Source organism: Pseudomonas sp. FDAARGOS_761 (genome assembly GCF_013343155.1).
Taxonomy (GTDB): domain Bacteria; phylum Pseudomonadota; class Gammaproteobacteria; order Pseudomonadales; family Pseudomonadaceae; genus Pseudomonas; species Pseudomonas aeruginosa.
This window is the reverse complement of sequence record NZ_CP054572.1, coordinates 4,065,763-4,081,904: the sequence shown is the minus strand read 5'-3', so window position 1 is coordinate 4,081,904 and position 16,142 is coordinate 4,065,763. Positions and strand designations below refer to the sequence as shown.

14 protein-coding genes are annotated in these 16,142 nt (G+C 70.0%); 8 read left to right on the top strand and 6 right to left on the bottom strand.

Annotated elements, in window-relative coordinates; genetic code table 11:
• Nucleotides 1–5: 5 nt before the first annotated feature.
• Both FOC67_RS18990 and mmsR read right to left on the bottom strand, forming a co-directional pair.
• The gene (locus FOC67_RS18990; RefSeq protein WP_003104346.1) at nt 6–182 is read right to left on the bottom strand and encodes a hypothetical protein; all 177 of its coding nucleotides are present in this window, start codon (nt 180–182) and stop codon (nt 6–8) included.
• A 126-nt stretch (nt 183–308) separates the two neighbouring features.
• Complete coding sequence (gene mmsR, locus FOC67_RS18985) at nt 309–1,232, bottom strand: MmsAB operon transcriptional regulator MmsR (RefSeq protein ID WP_003122160.1); 924 nt, start codon at nt 1,230–1,232, stop codon at nt 309–311.
• Nucleotides 1,233–1,363: 131 nt separating this feature from the next.
• On the opposite strand from mmsR, the gene mmsA reads away from it, so the two are divergent.
• The 3 genes from mmsA (at nt 1,364) to FOC67_RS18970 (ending at nt 5,757) form a co-directional block, all read left to right on the top strand.
• Complete coding sequence (mmsA, locus tag FOC67_RS18980) at nt 1,364–2,857, top strand: CoA-acylating methylmalonate-semialdehyde dehydrogenase (RefSeq protein WP_003092142.1); 1,494 nt, start codon at nt 1,364–1,366, stop codon at nt 2,855–2,857.
• 15 nt (nt 2,858–2,872) lie between these two features.
• A complete protein-coding gene (gene mmsB, locus FOC67_RS18975; RefSeq protein ID WP_003130016.1) occupies nt 2,873–3,769 on the top strand; it encodes a 3-hydroxyisobutyrate dehydrogenase in 897 nt (298 codons plus the stop codon).
• A 101-nt stretch (nt 3,770–3,870) separates the two neighbouring features.
• Nucleotides 3,871–5,757 (top strand): propionyl-CoA synthetase, encoded by a 1,887-nt coding sequence (locus tag FOC67_RS18970; protein ID WP_003138062.1) that lies wholly within the window; start codon nt 3,871–3,873, stop codon nt 5,755–5,757.
• Between the two features lie 57 nt (nt 5,758–5,814).
• Here the strand turns inward: FOC67_RS18970 and FOC67_RS18965 are convergent, their stop codons facing one another.
• Nucleotides 5,815–6,828 carry a zinc-binding alcohol dehydrogenase family protein gene (locus FOC67_RS18965; RefSeq protein ID WP_009313563.1) on the bottom strand — a complete coding sequence of 338 codons (1,014 nt, stop codon included), beginning with the start codon at nt 6,826–6,828 and terminating at the stop codon, nt 5,815–5,817.
• Nucleotides 6,829–6,849: 21 nt separating this feature from the next.
• Nucleotides 6,850–7,143, bottom strand: a complete 294-nt coding sequence (locus FOC67_RS18960; protein WP_003104358.1) for a putative quinol monooxygenase — start codon at nt 7,141–7,143, stop codon at nt 6,850–6,852.
• A 95-nt stretch (nt 7,144–7,238) separates the two neighbouring features.
• Between FOC67_RS18960 and FOC67_RS18955 the strand changes: the two genes are divergently transcribed.
• Both FOC67_RS18955 and FOC67_RS18950 read left to right on the top strand, forming a co-directional pair.
• On the top strand, nt 7,239–8,159 hold the full coding sequence (locus tag FOC67_RS18955; RefSeq protein ID WP_003092132.1) for a LysR family transcriptional regulator: 921 nt from the start codon (nt 7,239–7,241) through the stop codon (nt 8,157–8,159).
• The gene (locus FOC67_RS18950; RefSeq protein WP_003111769.1) at nt 8,144–8,446 is read left to right on the top strand and encodes a barstar family protein; all 303 of its coding nucleotides are present in this window, start codon (nt 8,144–8,146) and stop codon (nt 8,444–8,446) included. Before FOC67_RS18955 ends, FOC67_RS18950 begins: the two co-directional genes overlap by 16 nt.
• On the opposite strand, the gene FOC67_RS18945 is transcribed toward FOC67_RS18950, so the two are convergent.
• Both FOC67_RS18945 and cra read right to left on the bottom strand, forming a co-directional pair.
• Nucleotides 8,447–9,226, bottom strand: a complete 780-nt coding sequence (locus FOC67_RS18945) for a TatD family hydrolase (protein WP_003111770.1) — start codon at nt 9,224–9,226, stop codon at nt 8,447–8,449.
• 10 nt (nt 9,227–9,236) lie between these two features.
• Nucleotides 9,237–10,226, bottom strand: coding sequence for a catabolite repressor/activator (cra, locus tag FOC67_RS18940; RefSeq protein WP_003104372.1), 990 nt, complete (start codon nt 10,224–10,226; stop codon nt 9,237–9,239).
• A gap of 327 nt (nt 10,227–10,553) precedes the next feature.
• Between cra and ptsP the strand changes: the two genes are divergently transcribed.
• Genes ptsP through FOC67_RS18925 form a run of 3 tightly spaced genes read left to right on the top strand, consistent with a single transcriptional unit; the run spans nt 10,554 to nt 16,127 of the window.
• Entirely contained in the window at nt 10,554–13,424 is a 2,871-nt protein-coding gene (gene ptsP, locus FOC67_RS18935) for a phosphoenolpyruvate--protein phosphotransferase (protein WP_174707747.1), read from the top strand.
• Complete coding sequence (gene pfkB / locus FOC67_RS18930; RefSeq protein WP_003110474.1) at nt 13,424–14,368, top strand: 1-phosphofructokinase; 945 nt, start codon at nt 13,424–13,426, stop codon at nt 14,366–14,368. The genes ptsP and pfkB overlap by 1 nt, the downstream gene beginning before the upstream one ends.
• A 1-nt stretch (nt 14,369) precedes the next feature.
• Nucleotides 14,370–16,127, top strand: coding sequence for a PTS fructose-like transporter subunit IIB (locus tag FOC67_RS18925; RefSeq protein WP_003107161.1), 1,758 nt, complete (start codon nt 14,370–14,372; stop codon nt 16,125–16,127).
• Nucleotides 16,128–16,142 lie beyond the last annotated feature (15 nt).

Below are 16,142 nucleotides of genomic sequence, written 5' to 3'. Positions count from 1 at the left end.
GCGGATCAGGCCGTTCGCTGTTTCAGTTCGGGCAGCACATGGGGCGCGCGCAGGCGCGCCTCGAGGCGGTCGACGAAACGCCGGGCCTCGCTTTCGCTACGGAAGTTGACGGCCTGCTGGTCGAGGCAGACTTGCCAGCATTGGCCTTTCGGGGTTTGCGACGGGCGGACGAGGATGTTCATGGCGATTCATCCATCGGGGCTGGAAAGGGAGCTTCAGTCTAGTCCTGTCGGCCCGGAAAACACTGACCGGGATCAGTTTGCCGACAACTGGTCGCCGCTTCGTTTACAGCCCCGCCGCAGAGCGCTTCAGGCTCCTCCCTCGCCCTGCCTTACCCGCTGCCGGTAGGCGCTCGGCGACAAACCCATGACCTTGCTGAACAGGCGCGAGAAGTAGTAGCTGTCGTCGTAGCCGACCGCCTGGCCGACCCGGGCCACGCTCTGGTCGCTGCTGTCCAGCAACTGGCAGGCGTACTCGATCTTCAGGTGCAGGAAGTGCTGGATAGGCGTACGGCCGGTGATCGCCTTGTAGCGACTGACGAAATGGAACTTCGACAGGTTGCAGAAGGCCGCCAGGCGTTCCAGTTCGAGGCGCGCATGCAGGTGTTCGCGCATGTAGGCGTGCAGCCCGTCGAGGTCCAGGCTGCCCTCGCGCAGCGGGCGCAGCAGCGGTAGCTGGCAGAGCAGGCTGCGCAGGCGGCTGGCGGCGAGCAGGAAGTGCTGGAAGCGGTAGCCGCTGTGGCGCACCTCCAGCAGTTGCTCGAAGCCGCCGAGCAGGGCGTGTTGCAGGCCCCAATGGCGCAGCGGGGTGTCGCGGTAGCCGGCGCTGTGTTGCAGCCAGGTGGCGCTGTCGCCGCGCAGGTGGGTCCAAAAGATGGTCCAGGGTTGGCGGTCGTCGGCGGCGTAGTCGTGGGCCATGCCCGGCGGCAGCCAGAGCAGGTCGCCGCTGCCGACCCGGTATTCGCGCCAGGCCTCGCCCTCGCGCACGCGCAACAGGCCCTGGCCTTCGCTGCAATAGATCAGCAGGTGCTCGTCATGGCGCTCGCGGCTCATGCGGTGGTCGCGGGCGCGCCGGTAGTGGCCCAGGGAGGTGGGGTAGAGGTCGCGGCTGAGCGGGTGGACCGCCAGTTTCTCCAGCAGCGCCGCCGGGATCGGCAAGCGCAGGCTGTCGGCCGGCAGGGGCCAGTCGGAGGTGTGCGACATGTCGGTAGCCGGCTCCGCAATATAGTCCATGAACAACACAATTTAGTCGATCTCGCGACCTTCCGCCCAGTGATAGCTTCTTGGCCAAAGCGAGGTCCGAATCGACCTCGTACCAGTCCGCCACAACAATAAAAGCCGGCCTGGCCGGTGCAGGAGGGTTCATGTCAGTCCCAGTCCGCCACCTCATCGCGGGAGCCTTCGTCGAAGGTCTCGGCGCCCAGCGCATCCCGGTCAGCAATCCCCTCGACAACAGCACCCTGGCGGAGATCGCCTGCGCCAGCGCGGAGCAGATCGAGCAGGCGGTGGCCAGTGCCCGCGAAACCTTCGCCAGCTGGAAGGAAACCCCGGTTTCCGAGCGCGCGCGGGTGATGCTGCGTTACCAGGCGTTGCTCAAGGAACACCACGACGAACTGGCGAAGATCGTCTCCAGCGAGCTGGGCAAGACTTTCGAGGACGCCAAGGGCGACGTCTGGCGCGGTATCGAGGTGGTCGAGCACGCCTGCAACGTGCCCTCGCTGCTGATGGGCGAGACGGTGGAGAACGTCGCCCGCAACATCGACACCTACAGCATCACCCAGCCGCTGGGCGTGTGCGTTGGCATCACCCCGTTCAACTTCCCGGCGATGATCCCGCTGTGGATGTTCCCGCTGGCCATCGCCTGCGGCAACGCCTTCATCCTCAAGCCTTCCGAGCAGGTGCCGCTGACCAGCGTGCGGCTCGCCGAGCTGTTCCTCGAGGCCGGTGCGCCGAAGGGCGTGCTGCAGGTGGTGCATGGCGGCAAGGAACAGGTCGACCAGTTGCTCAAGCACCCGCAGGTGAAGGCGGTGTCCTTCGTCGGCTCGGTCGCCGTCGGCCAGTACGTCTACCACACCGGCACCGCGCACAATAAGCGCGTGCAGAGCTTCGCCGGGGCGAAGAACCACATGGTGATCATGCCCGACGCGGACAAGGCACAGGTCATCAGCAACCTGGTCGGTGCCTCGGTGGGCGCGGCCGGGCAGCGCTGCATGGCGATCTCGGTGGCGGTGCTGGTGGGGGCCGCCCGCGAGTGGATTCCGGAAATCCGCGACGCGCTGGCCAAGGTCCGCCCCGGCCCATGGGACGACAGCGGCGCCAGCTACGGCCCGGTGATCAACCCGCAGGCCAAGGCGCGCATCGAGCGTCTGATCGGCCAGGGCGTGGAGGAGGGCGCGCAACTGCTGCTGGATGGCCGCGGCTACAAGGTCGAGGGATACCCGGACGGCAACTGGGTCGGCCCGACGCTGTTCGCCGGGGTGCGCCCGGACATGGCGATCTACCGCGAAGAGGTGTTCGGCCCGGTGCTCTGCCTGGCCGAGGTCGACAGCCTGGAGCAGGCGATCCGCCTGATCAACGAAAGCCCCTACGGCAACGGCACCTCGATCTTCACCAGCTCCGGCGCCGCGGCGCGGACCTTCCAGCACCACATCGAGGTCGGCCAGGTCGGCATCAACATCCCGATTCCGGTACCGCTGCCGTTCTTCTCCTTCACCGGTTGGAAGGGCTCGTTCTACGGCGACCTGCACGCCTACGGCAAGCAGGGCGTGCGCTTCTACACCGAGACCAAGACCGTGACCGCGCGCTGGTTCGACAGCGATAGCGTGGCCGGGACCAACTTCTCGATCCAGATGCGCTGAAAGGGAGACGGACCGATGACCGACATCGCATTCCTCGGCCTGGGCAACATGGGTGGGCCGATGGCCGCCAACCTGCTCAAGGCTGGCCACCGGGTGAATGTCTTCGACTTGCAGCCCAAGGCCGTGCTGAGCCTGGTCGAGCAGGGCGCGCAGGGCGCCGATAGCGCCTTGCAGTGCTGCGAAGGCGCCGAAGTGGTGATCAGCATGCTGCCGGCCGGGCAGCACGTGGAAAGCCTGTATCTCGGCGCCGACGGCCTGCTCGCGCGGGTCGCCGGCAAGCCCCTACTGATCGACTGCTCGACCATTGCCCCGGAGACCGCGCGCAAGGTCGCCGAGGCCGCCGCGGCGAAGGGCCTGACCCTGCTCGACGCGCCGGTTTCCGGCGGCGTCGGCGGCGCCCGCGCCGGCACCCTGAGCTTCATCGTCGGCGGCCCCGCCGAAGGCTTCGCGCGGGCCCGGCCGATCCTCGAGAACATGGGCCGGAACATCTTCCACGCCGGCGATCACGGCGCCGGCCAGGTGGCGAAGATCTGCAACAACATGCTCCTCGGCATCCTCATGGCCGGCACCGCCGAGGCCCTGGCGCTGGGGGTGAAGAACGGCCTCGATCCGGCGGTGCTGTCCGAGGTGATGAAGCAGAGTTCCGGCGGCAACTGGGCGCTGAACCTCTACAACCCCTGGCCCGGGGTGATGCCGCAGGCGCCGGCGAGCAACGGCTATGCCGGCGGTTTCCAGGTGCGCCTGATGAACAAGGACCTCGGCCTGGCGCTGGCCAACGCCCAGGCGGTGCAGGCCTCGACGCCACTCGGCGCGCTGGCGCGCAACCTGTTCAGCTTGCACGCCCAGGCCGATGCCGAGCACGACGGGCTGGACTTCTCCAGCATCCAGAAGCTCTACCGCGGCAAGGACTGACCCCTACGACCAAAGGTTGATGGCGGGTGCCCGGCGCCCGCCCATACTCCAAGGCTCACTCACTGCTTCATCCCTAATAAGAACAATCAGAGGGCTGGAACATGACGTACCTGCAGCAGCACGCCCGCTCGATCGCCGAGCCGGCCGCGTTCTGGGCCGAACAGGCCCGTTCCCTGGCCTGGTACCAGGCGCCCGCGAATATCCTCGAAAGCCTGCCCGACGGCACCCATCGCTGGTTCGCCGATGGCCGCCTGAACAGCGCCTACCTGGCCCTCGACCGGCAGATCGAGGAGGGGCGCGGCGAACAGACCGCGCTGATCTACGACTCGCCGGTGACCGGCACCCAGGACCGCTACAGCTACCTGCGGCTGCGCGACGAAGTGGCGCGCCTGGCCGGCGCCCTGCGGGCCCTCGGGGTCGGCAAGGGCGACCGGGTGATCATCTACATGCCGATGGTGCCGCAGGCGGCCATGGCGATGCTCGCTTGCGCGCGCCTGGGCGCGGTGCATTCGGTGGTGTTCGGTGGCTTCGCTCCCTACGAGCTGGCCCTGCGCATCGACGACGCCACGCCGAAGCTGGTGCTCACCGCTTCCTGCGGGCTGGAGTTCGACCGGGTGATCGAATACAAGCCGCTGGTGGACAAGGCCCTCGAACTGGCGATCCACCAGCCTGCCCACGTCATGGTCTGGCAACGCCCGCAGGCGCTCGCGCGCCTGCACCCGGGCCGCGACCTGGACTGGCAGGACTGCCTCGCCGCCGCCGAGCCGGCCGATCCGCTGCCGGTGGCCAGCGGCGATCCGCTGTACATCATGTACACCTCGGGCACCACCGGTAAGCCCAAGGGCATCGTCCGCGACAACGGTGGCCACGCGGTGGCGGTGCGCTACGCGGTCCGCACTATCTACGGCATGCAGGCCGGCGACGTCTGGTGGGGGATCTCCGACGTCGGCTGGGTGGTCGGCCACTCGCTGATCGTCTACGGCCCGCTGATGTGCGGCTGTACCACGGTGTTCTACGAAGGCAAGCCGGTGCGTACGCCGGACGCCGGCGCCTACTGGCGGGTGATCGAAGAGCACAGGGTGAACAGCCTGTTCTGCGCGCCGACGGCGATCCGCGCGATCCGCAAGGAAGACCCGCATGGCGAACGGGTGAAGCGCTACGACCTAAGTTCGCTGCGCCACCTGTTCCTGGCCGGCGAGAAGCTCGACAGCAGCACCCAGCACTGGCTGGAAGAGCACACCGGGCGGCCGGTCCACGACCATTGGTGGCAGACCGAGACCGGCTGGCCGGTGACCGCGCCCTGCATCGGGATCGCCGGCCACGACCTGCGGGCCGGTTCGACCAACCGCGCGGTGCCCGGCTACCACGTGCAGGTGCTGGACGACGAAGGCCGGCCGCTGGGAGCGAACCGCCAGGGCACGATCGTCATCGCCCTGCCGTTGCCGCCGGGCTGCGCGCAGACCCTCTGGGGCGACCACCCGCGCTACCTGCAGGCCTACCTGGGCAACTATCCCGGCTACTACCACACCGGCGACGGCGGTTATCTCGACGAGGACGGCTTCGTCTACATCATGGGGCGCACCGACGACGTGATAAACGTTTCCGGGCATCGCCTCTCCACCGGCGAGATGGAGGAACGCGTGGCGCAGCACCAGGCGGTTGCCGAGTGCGCGGTGATCGGCGTGCGGGACGAACTCAAGGGCCACGTGCCGCTGGGCCTGGTGGTGCTCAAGGACGATGCCGGGATCGCCGCCGAGCAACTGCAGCGCGAGCTGGTGGCGCTGGTCCGCGAACAGATCGGCGCGCTGGCCTGCTTCCAGCGGGTGGTGGTGGTCAAGCGGCTGCCGAAGACCCGCTCCGGGAAGATCCTCCGCGCGGTGCTGCGCAAGATCGCCGATGGCGAGGACTACGCGGCGCCATCGACCATCGACGACCCGACGATCCTTGGCGAGATCGAGGCTGCGCTGAGGGTGCGCAAGGCGGGATAGCAAAGGCCAGGGGCACGGCGGTAGGGTGGAAAACGCCGCGCCCCGTGGTCCTGCCGTTCAGAACCCTTCGAGAACGATCTTGCCCTTGGCCCGGCCGCTCTCCAGCAGCGCGTGGGCGCGGCGCAGGTTGGCCGCGTCGATGCGGCCGAAATGCTCGCCGACGGTGGTCTTCAACACGCCTTCGTCGATCAGCCCGGCGACCCGCTCCAGCAGCCGGTGCTGCTCGATCATGTCGTCGGTCTGGAACATCGAGCGGGTGTACATGAACTCCCAGTGCAGCGACAGGCTCTTCTGCTTCAGCTTGCCGATGTCCAGCGACGCCGGGTCGTCGATCAGCGCCAGGCGGCCTTGCGGGCGCAGCGCGGCGACGATCTGTTCGAGGTGCTGGTCGGTGTGGGTCAGGCTGGCGACGTGGCTGACCTCGGCGACACCGATCCGCTTCAGCTCTTCGGCCAGCGGCTTGCCGTGGTCGATCACATGGTGCGCGCCGAGGTCGCGGACCCAGGCCTGGGTCTCTGCGCGCGAAGCGGTGCCGATCACGTTCAGGCCGGTCAGTTGCCGGGCCAGTTGGACCAGGATCGAACCGACCCCGCCGGCGGCACCGACCACCAGCAGGCTCTGGCCCTGGTCGGCCTTGCCTTCGGCGATCTGCAAGCGCTCGAAGAGCAGTTCCCAGGCAGTGATGGTGGTCAGCGGCAGGGCCGCGGCCTGGGCGAAGTCGAGGCTTTTCGGCAGGTGCCCGGCAATGCGCTCGTCGACCCGATGCAGCTCGCTGTTGCTACCGGGGCGGGTGATGACCCCGGCGTACCAGACCCGATCGCCAGGACGGAACAGGCTGACCTCGCTGCCGACCGCGCGCACCACGCCCGCCGCGTCCCAGCCCAGCACCTTGGCCTGGCCGGCTTCCGGCTGGGCGCGCTGGCGGACCTTGGTATCCACCGGGTTGACCGAGATGGCGCGGACCTCCACCAGCAGGTCGCGCGGGCCCGGCGTGGGCTCGGGCAGTTCGAGGTCGAGCAGGGCGTCGGGATGGTCGATGGGCAGGGATTGGTAGTAACCGACAGCTTTCATGGGAACTCCGGGAAACGGGCCTCAGGCGAGGCGATAGAGTTGGTCGATCTTCACGTTCTGCAGCAGGGCTTCGTTGCCGCGGCTGAAGCGCAGGAAGTGTTCGGTGTTCTGGTGCCGCTCCAGGGCGGCGTCGTCGCGCCACTGCTCGATCATGTAGAACAGGTGGGAGTCGTGGCGGTCCTGATGCAGGTCGTACTGCAGGCAACCAGCCTCGGCGCGCGACGGGGCGACCAGGGCGCGCAATTCGCGTTCCAGGGCCTCGGCGTGGCCGGGGGCGGCGGTGATGGTGGCGATCAGGGTGAGGGGTGTGCTCATGGTGGGTTCCTTCGATGGGGCGGAGTCAGGATGGGCTATTTCAAATCGCTGAAAAACAGGCTATCAGGGAAGACTCTTTCAAAGGAATCTTGAAAATGCTGCGTTACGACGACCTCCAGGTGTTCGTCCACACCAGCGACAGCGGCTCGTTGTCCGCCGCCGCGCGCCAGTTGGAGATTTCCCCGGCGGTGGCCAGCGCGGCGCTGAAGCGCCTGGAAAGCGAGCTGGAGGTACGCCTGTTCGCCCGCTCCACCCGCAGCCTGCGCCTGACTCCCGAGGGCGACGCGTTCCTCCTGCATGCCCGCGCCTCGTTGCGCAGCCTGGAGGAGGGGCGCCGGTTGCTGCAGGGCGGCAAGGACCAGATCGCCGGGGTACTGCAGCTTTCCGCGCCCTCCGACTTCGGCCGCAACCTGCTGCTGCCCTGGCTCGACGAGTTCCAGGCGCGCTATCCGCAACTGAGCCTGCGCCTGCTGCTCGGCGACCGGGTGACCGATCTCTACCGGCAACCGGTGGACGTGGCGATCCGCTACGGCGCACCGGCCGACTCCAGCCTGGTCGCCCTGCCGCTGGCGCCGGACAACCGGCGAGTGCTCTGCGCCGCGCCGGGCTACCTGGCGGAGCGCGGCGAGCCGCGCCAGCCGGACGACCTGCGCGAGCACAATTGCCTGCTCTACCAACTCGGCGGCCGGGTACACGACCGCTGGGCGTTCCAGCGGGGCCGCCGCAGCCTGACCCTGACGGTCGCCGGCGACCGTGTCTGCGACGACGCCGACGTGGTGCGGCGCTGGGCCCTGGCCGGCAAGGGGCTGGTCTACAAGTCCTGGCTGGACGTGGCCGAGGACGTGCGCGCCGGGCGCCTGCGCCTGCTGCTGCCGGAGTGGCAGGGCGAGGCGACGCCGATGAACCTCTTGTGTACCCACCGCGCCCAGTTGACCCGCCCGGTGACCCTCCTGCGCGCGTTCGTGCGCGAGCGTTGCGACGCATTGCTGGCGGAGGCTCCATGGACGAGGAACTGAACCGGGCGGCGAGCCTGGCCATCGAGCTGGCGGACGTGGACAGCGCCGCGCGCTTGCACGAACGCCTGCGCGAGGCCCTGGCGTTGCCGCCGTGGTACGGATGCAACTGGGATGCCTTCTGGGACGCCATCAGCGGCCTGGTGCCGATGCCCCGGCGATTGCGTCTGCAAGGCTGGAGCGACTTCGCCCGGCGCCTGCCGGAGGAAGCGGCGCAGCTGTCGGCCTGCCTGGAGGCGTTGCGCGAGACGTACCCGCAACTGGCGCCGGAAGTCCTGCGCGACGCTTGATCAGTCCCAGCCGAACAGCTCGGCGGCGTTGCGGCTGCTGCTCGCCGCCAGTTCCTCGGCGTCGACCCCGCGCAGCTCGGCGAGGGCGCGGCAGATGTCCGGCAGGTGCTCCGGACTGTTGCGCTGGCCGGGATGCATCGATGGCGCCATGTCCGGCGCATCGGTTTCCAGCACGATGGCGTCGGCCGGCAGCTCCGCCGCCACCTTGCGCAGGCGGTTGGCCTGCGGCCAGGTCGGCGCGCCGCCGAGGCCGAGGCGGAAGCCGAGCTTGAGGTACTCGCGGGCTTCCTCGCGGCTACCGGCGAAGGCATGGATGATGCCACGGCGCTCCAGGCGGATGCGCTTGAGGGTGGCGATGGTCGCCGCGTGGGCGCGGCGCACGTGGATCAGCGCCGGCAGGCGGAATTCCGCGGCCAGCCGCAGTTGGGCCTCGAACAGCGCCTGCTGGGCGTCGCGGTCGAGGTGTTCCAGGTAGTAGTCCAGGCCGATCTCGCCGACCGCGCAGAGCTTCGTCTCGCCGCGCAGGCGTTGCAGCCACTGGCGCAGGTCGTCCAGGTGCTGCGGGCGGTGCCGCGCCAGGTAGACGGGGTGCAGGCCAAGCGCCGCGTACAGGCCATCCTCGGCCTGCGCCAGGTCCCAGACCCGTTGCCAGTTCTCGCGGTAGACGCCGAGCACCACCTGGCGCTCGACCCCCAGCGCGCGGCTGCGTTGCAGCAGCGCGGCGCGGTCGGCGTCGAAGTCCGGGAAGTCGAGGTGGTTGTGGGTGTCGACCAGGCGCATGGCGGCCGGCTCAGTCGCGCAGCTTGAGTTGCCGGGGGACGGCGTGCAGGCCCGGCCGGTAGTCGTTCTCCTCGACCGCGCGGAGCGCCAGTTCGAGGGCGTTGGCGGCGATCAGCGCGTGCTGCTGGTAGATCGAGTTGACCTTCAGCGGCACGAAGTCGAGCAACTGGGTGTCGCCGAAGGTCGCCACCCGCAAGCCTTCGGGCCAACCGTCGGCGCGCGCCTGGAACACATCGAAGACGCCTTCGAGGAGTACATAGGCAGTGGTCACCAGGGCGTCGGGCAGGTAGCCCAGGCGCTCGAGCAATTGCTCCATCAGGCGGCGTCCGCACTCGCGGCTGAACACCTCGGCATGCTCGACGATGACCTCGCCGCGGAAGTCCTTCAGCGCCTGGCGGAAGCCGGCGGCGCGGTCGTGGCTGATGATCAGGTCCGCCCGCGCGCCGAGCAGGGCGATATGGCGCGGCGCCGGTTGCAACAGGGTTTCGGTGAGGCGGCGCGCGGCGTCCTGGTCGTCGCTGATCACCGAGGCGAAGCGCTGCGGGTCGAGCTGGCGGTCGATGGCCACCACCGGCAGGCCTTCGGCGACCAGCCGGGCATGGGTATCATCCCCGGCCGGCAGGCAACTGGCGACGATCAGCGCGTCGCAGCGGCGCGCGCGGAACAGGTTGACCACCTGGCGCTCGGTCTCCGGCTCGTCGTCGGAGCAGGCGATCAGCAACTGGTAGCCGCGCGCCCGGGCGCCTTGTTCGAGTTGCTTGGCGAGGCGGGCGTAGCTGGGGTTTTCCAGGTCCGGGAGGATGAAGCCGAGGGTGCGGGTCTGCCCGCGGCGCAGGCCGGCGGCCTGCTGGTCCGGCTGGTAGCCGTGTTCCTCGACCACGGCAAGCACGCGCTCGACGGTGGCGGCGCTGATGCGCCGCTGGGCGGCCTTGCCATTGATGACGTAGCTGGCGGTGGTCACCGAGACCCCGGCCAGGCGGGCGATATCACTGAGTTTCAAACCGATCTCTACTGGAGGCGACGACAAGTTGGGCTTCAAGGATCAATCATTATCGGGTAACGTGCCAATTTAATTAAGTGAATCGATTCAGCAAAAGATTCCGGCGAAGCCGGCGCCCCCTGCCCCAGGCTGCCTCGCGCAGCCCGAACGCGGCGCCGCCTACGCTATGGCAGGTCAATGACAACAAGCGGATCACCGCCCCAGGCTGTACGGAAGGCTCCCGCGAGCCGCTTTCCGCTACCGCCGGCACATCCCGCGCCCGCGCCTCGGCGCGGCGGGACGATCCGGACGTGAGACGGGGAGCCGTTCGCTCCTGAGGAGGTTTCCATGCTCGAACTCGATACCCGGCAGATCCGCATGGGCCAGCGCGCCGCGGACAAGGCCGAAGCCCTGCGCCTGCTCGGCGCGGCGCTGGTCGCCGACGGCCTGGCCGCGCCCGGCTATGCCGAGGGCCTGAAGGCGCGCGAGGCACAAGGCTCCACCTACCTCGGCCAGGGCATCGCCATACCCCATGGGACCCCGGATACCCGCGAGCTGGTCTTCAGCACCGGTGTGCGCCTGCTGCAATTCCCCGAGGGAGTGGACTGGGGCGATGGCCAGCAGGTCTACCTGGCCATCGGCATCGCAGCGAAGTCCGACGAACACCTGCAGCTCCTGCAATTGCTCACCCGCGCCCTCGGCGAGGCCGACCTGGGACCGGCGCTGAGCGCGGCCGCCAGCGCCGAGGAAGTCCTCGGCCTGTTGCAGGGCGCGCCGCAGGAACTGGCGCTGGACGCACAACTGGTCGGCCTCGGCCAGAACGCCGAGGACCTCGACGAACTGGCCTGGCTCGGCGCGCGCCTGTTGAAGAAGGCCGGCTGCGTGGAGAACGGCTTCGCCGCCGTGCTCCAGCAGACCGAACCGTTGCCGCTGGGCGACGGGCTGTGCTGGTTGCACAGCGAACAATTGGTGAAGCGCCCCGGGCTGGCCTTCGTCACTCCGGCGCAACCGTTGCAGCACCAGGGGCAACCGGTCACCGGGCTGTTCTGCCTGGCCAGCCTGGGCGAAGCGCACCAGGCGCTGCTCGAACGCCTGTGCGACCTGTTGCTGGAAGGGCGTGGCGCCGAACTGGTGCGCGCCACCAGCAGCCGCAGCGTACTCGCGGCGCTCGGTGGCGAGCTGCCGCCGGACTGGCCCAGCGCGCGAGCGATCCTGGCCAACCCGCATGGCCTGCATGCCCGCCCGGCGCAGGCGCTGGCGCAGCTGGCCAAGGGCTTCGCCGGCGAGATCCGGGTGCGCCTGGCCGACAGCGAGGCGGCCCCCGTCTCGGCGAAGAGCCTGAGCAAGCTGCTCGCCCTCGGCGCGCGACGCGGCCAGACGCTGGAGTTCAGCGCCGAGCCGGCGATCGCCGAGGACGCGCTGCCAGCCTTGCTGGCCGCGGTGCGCGAGGGGCTCGGCGAGGAGGTCGAAGCGCTGGCGGAGGAGGCCTTGCCCGATGCCGTCGGCGAGGCGGAAGAGGATGCCCGGCCGGCGCCGCTGCGCGCCGGCGAGCGCCTGCAGGCGATCGCCGCGTCGCCGGGCATCGCCAGTGGTCCGGCGCATGTCCAGGTGGCGCAGCGCTTCGAGTTCCAGCCGCGTGGCGAGTCGCCGGCCCATGAACGCGAGCGCCTGCTGCGGGCCAAGCGGGCGGTGGACGAGGAGATCGTCGGCCTGGTCGAACGCAGCACGGTGAAGGCGATCCGCGAGATTTTCGTCACCCACCGGGAGATGCTCGACGATCCGGAACTGGCCGAGCAGGTGCAACTGCGCCTGAATCGCGGCGAAAGCGCCGAAGCGGCCTGGAGTCGGGTGGTGGAAGACAGCGCGGCGCAGCAGGAGGCGCTGCACGACGCGCTGCTCGCCGAGCGCGCCGCCGACCTCCGCGACCTCGGCCGGCGGGTGCTGGCCAGGCTCTGCGGGGTGGAGGCGCCGCGCGAGCCGGAGCAGCCGTACATCCTGGTGATGGACGAGGTCGGCCCCTCCGATGTCGCCCGCCTCGACGCCCAGCGGGTCGCCGGCATCCTCACGGCGCGCGGCGGCGCCACTTCGCACAGCGCGATCATCGCCCGCGCCCTCGGCATTCCGGCATTGGTCGGCGCCGGCGCGGCGGTGCTCGGCCTGGAGCCGGGCACGGCGCTGCTGCTGGATGGCGAGCACGGCTGGCTGCAGGTGGCGCCGAGCACCGAACAGTTGCAGCAGGCCGCCGCCGAGCGCGACGCCCGCCAGCAGCGCCAGGCCCGCGCCGACGCGCAGCGCCTGGAGCCTGCGCGGACCCGCGACGGCCACGCGGTGGAAGTCTGCGCCAACCTTGGCGACACCGCCGGCGCCGCGCGCGCGGTGGAGCTGGGCGCCGAGGGCGTCGGCCTGCTGCGCACCGAGTTCGTCTTCATGAACAACGCCCGCGCGCCGGACCTGGCGACCCAGGAAGCGGAATACCGTCGGGTGCTCGACGCCCTCGACGGACGTCCGCTGGTGGCGCGGACCCTGGATGTCGGCGGGGACAAGCCGCTGCCGTACTGGCCGATTCCCCACGAAGAGAATCCCTATCTGGGCCTGCGCGGTATCCGCTTGACCCTGCAGCGACCGCAGATCCTCGAGACCCAGTTGCGCGCGCTGTTCCGCGCCGCCGGGGAGCGACCGCTGCGGGTGATGTTTCCGATGGTCGGCAGCCTCGACGAATGGCGCCAGGCGCGTGACCTGGCGCTGCGCCTGCGCGAGGAAATCCCGCTGGCCGACCTGCAACTGGGGATCATGGTCGAGGTGCCCTCGGCGGCGTTGCTCGCGCCGGTGCTGGCCCGCGAGGTGGACTTCTTCAGCGTCGGCACCAACGACCTGACCCAGTACACCCTGGCTATCGATCGCGGCCACCCGAGTCTTTCGACCCAGGCCGACGGCCTGCATCCGGCGGTGCTGCAACTGATCGACATGACCGTCCGCGCCGCCCATGCCGAGGGCAAGTGGGTCGGCGTCTGCGGCGAACTGGCGGCCGACCCGCTGGCGTTGCCGCTGCTGGTCGGCCTGGGAGTGGACGAGCTGAGCGTTTCGGCGCGCAGCATCGCCCTGGTCAAGGCCGGCGTGCGCGAACTGCAGCTGGTCGCTGCGCGCGGCCTGGCCCGCAAAGCCCTGGGCCTGGCGAGCGCCGCCGAGGTCCGGGCCCTGGTGGAAGCGGAGGTGCAGTAATGGCGCGGATCCTGACGATTACCCTGAACCCGGCGCTGGACCTCACCGTGCGCCTGCGCCAGCTGGAACTGGGGGCGGTTAACCGCAGCGAGGCGGTGCTGACCCAGGCCGCCGGCAAGGGCCTGAACGTCGCCCAGGTGCTTGCCGACCTCGGCCATCGGTTGACGGTCAGCGGCTTCCTCGGCGAAGACAACCAGCCGCCGTTCACCGCCATGTTCCAGCGTCGTGGCTTCGCCGATGCGTTCGTCCGGGTGCCGGGCGAAACCCGCAGCAACATCAAGCTGGCCGAGCGCGGCGGGCGCGTCAGCGACCTCAACGGGCCGGGCCCGGAGGCCGACGAGCGAGCCCAGGCTGCGTTGCTCGAACGCCTCGACCGGCTTGCCGGGGAGCACGAGCTGGCGGTGGTCGCCGGCAGCCTGCCGCGCGGGGTCGAGCCGGAATGGCTGGGCGAACTGCTGCGGCGCTTGCGGCGCCTCGGCCTGAAGGTCGCCTTCGACAGCAGTGGCGCGGCCCTGCGCGAAGGTGTGAAGGCTGCGCCGTGGATGATCAAGCCGAACGTCGAGGAACTGGCCGATCTCTGCTCGGCGCCGATGGATGACCTGGTCGCACAGCGCCAGGCGGCCGAACGCCTGCGCCATGACGGGGTAGGCCAGGTGGTGATTTCCCAGGGCGCCGCGGGGGTCAACTGGTTCGCCGCCGAGGGTGCCTGGCAGGCGCGGCCGCCGGCGGTGGACGTGGCCAGCACGGTGGGCGCCGGCGATTCCCTGCTGGCCGGCATGCTGCACGGCCTGGCCAGCGGCTGGCCGGCCGAGCGGGTGCTGCGTCAGGCCACCGCCATCGCCAGTCTGGCGGTGACCCAGTTCGAGTTCGGCATCGGCGATCCGCAGCGCCTGGCGCGGATCGAAGCGGGCGTCGTGGTGCAGCCATTGGTCGAGGAGGCCTGAGATGAAACTAGCGATCGTCACCGCCTGCCCTGGCGGACAGGTCACCAGCGTGCTCGCCGCGCGCCTGCTGCGGGGCGCCGCCGAGCGCCTGGGCTGGGAAACCTGCGTCGAGGCGAATGCCGGGTCGAGGCCCGAGGGCGAACTGAGCGCCGAACAGATCGCCGAAGCCGACTGGGTCCTGCTGGTCGGCGTCGAGCCGCTGGCGGCGGCGCGTTTCGTCGGCAAGCCGGTGTATCGCGCGCGTCCCGCCGAGGCGCTGGCCGATCCGCGCGCCTTCCTCCAGCGGGCCGCCGCCCTGGCGAGCGTGGAGGTCGCCGGGGACGAGGCCGGCCTGGTTGCGCCGGAGGCCGGAGCGGCACCGCGGATCGTCGCGGTGACCGCCTGTCCGACCGGCGTGGCGCATACCTTCATGGCCGCCGAGGCGTTGCAGCTCGCGGCGGGGCAACTGGGCTTCGCGTTGCAGGTCGAGACCCAGGGCTCGGTCGGCGCGCGCAACCCGCTCGACCCGGCGGACATCGCCGCCGCCGACGTGGTCCTGCTGGCCGCCGACATCGACGTGGACACGGCCCGTTTCGCCGGCAAGAAGATCTACCGTTGCGGCACCGGCGTGGCCCTCAAGCAGGCCCGCGCGACGCTCGAGCGGGCGCTGGCGGAAGGGCAGGTCGAGAGCGCGGGCGCAGCCAGCGCGGTGGTCGCCAGGGACGAGAAGCGCGGGGTGTACAAGCACCTGCTGACCGGGGTGTCGTTCATGTTGCCGATGGTGGTCGCGGGCGGCCTGCTGATCGCCCTGTCGCTGGCCTTCGGCATCGATGCCTACAAGCAGCCGGGCAGCCTGGCGGCGGTGCTGAGGACGGTCGGCGACACGGCTTTCGTCCTGATGGTGCCGATGCTCGCCGGCTACATCGCCTATTCCATCGCCGACCGCCCGGGCCTGGCGCCGGGCATGCTCGGCGGCCTGCTCGCCGGGACCCTCGGCGCCGGGTTCATCGGCGGGATAGTCGCCGGCTTCATCGCCGGCTATGCGGCGCGGGCCATCAGCCACGGGCTGAGGCTGCCGGCGAGCCTGGAAGCGCTGAAGCCGATCCTGGTCATCCCGTTGCTGGCCAGCCTGGTCACCGGCCTGCTGATGCTCTACGTGGTCGGCAAGCCGGTGGCCGGGATGCTCGCGGCACTGACCGGGTTCCTCGACGGCATGGGTACCTCCAATGCCATCCTCCTCGGCCTGCTGCTCGGCGGGATGATGTGCGTCGACCTCGGCGGACCGGTCAACAAGGCCGCCTACGCCTTTTCCGTCGGCCTGCTCTCGTCGCACAGCTACGCGCCGATGGCGGCGGTGATGGCGGCGGGCATGGTGCCGCCGATCGGCATGGGCCTGGCGACCCTGCTGGCGCGGCGCAAGTTCGCCGAGAGCGAGCGGCAGGCCGGCAAGGCAGCCTCGGTGCTGGGGCTGTGCTTCATCTCCGAAGGCGCCATCCCGTTCGCCGCCAAGGACCCGCTGCGGGTGATCCCGGCGAGCATCGCCGGCGGCGCGCTGACCGGCGCCCTGTCGATGTATTTCGGCTGCAAGTTGCAGGCGCCTCACGGCGGGTTGTTCGTGATGCTGGTGCCCAACGCGATCAACCACGCCCTGGCGTACCTGCTGGCGATCGTCGCCGGCAGCCTGCTTACCGGGCTGCTCTACGCCGTGCTCAAGCGCGGCGCCGAGCCGGGGCTGGCGCTGGGGACCTCGTCCTCGCGGGAACCGGCGGCTGGCGGATAGCCGCGAGGCGGTCAT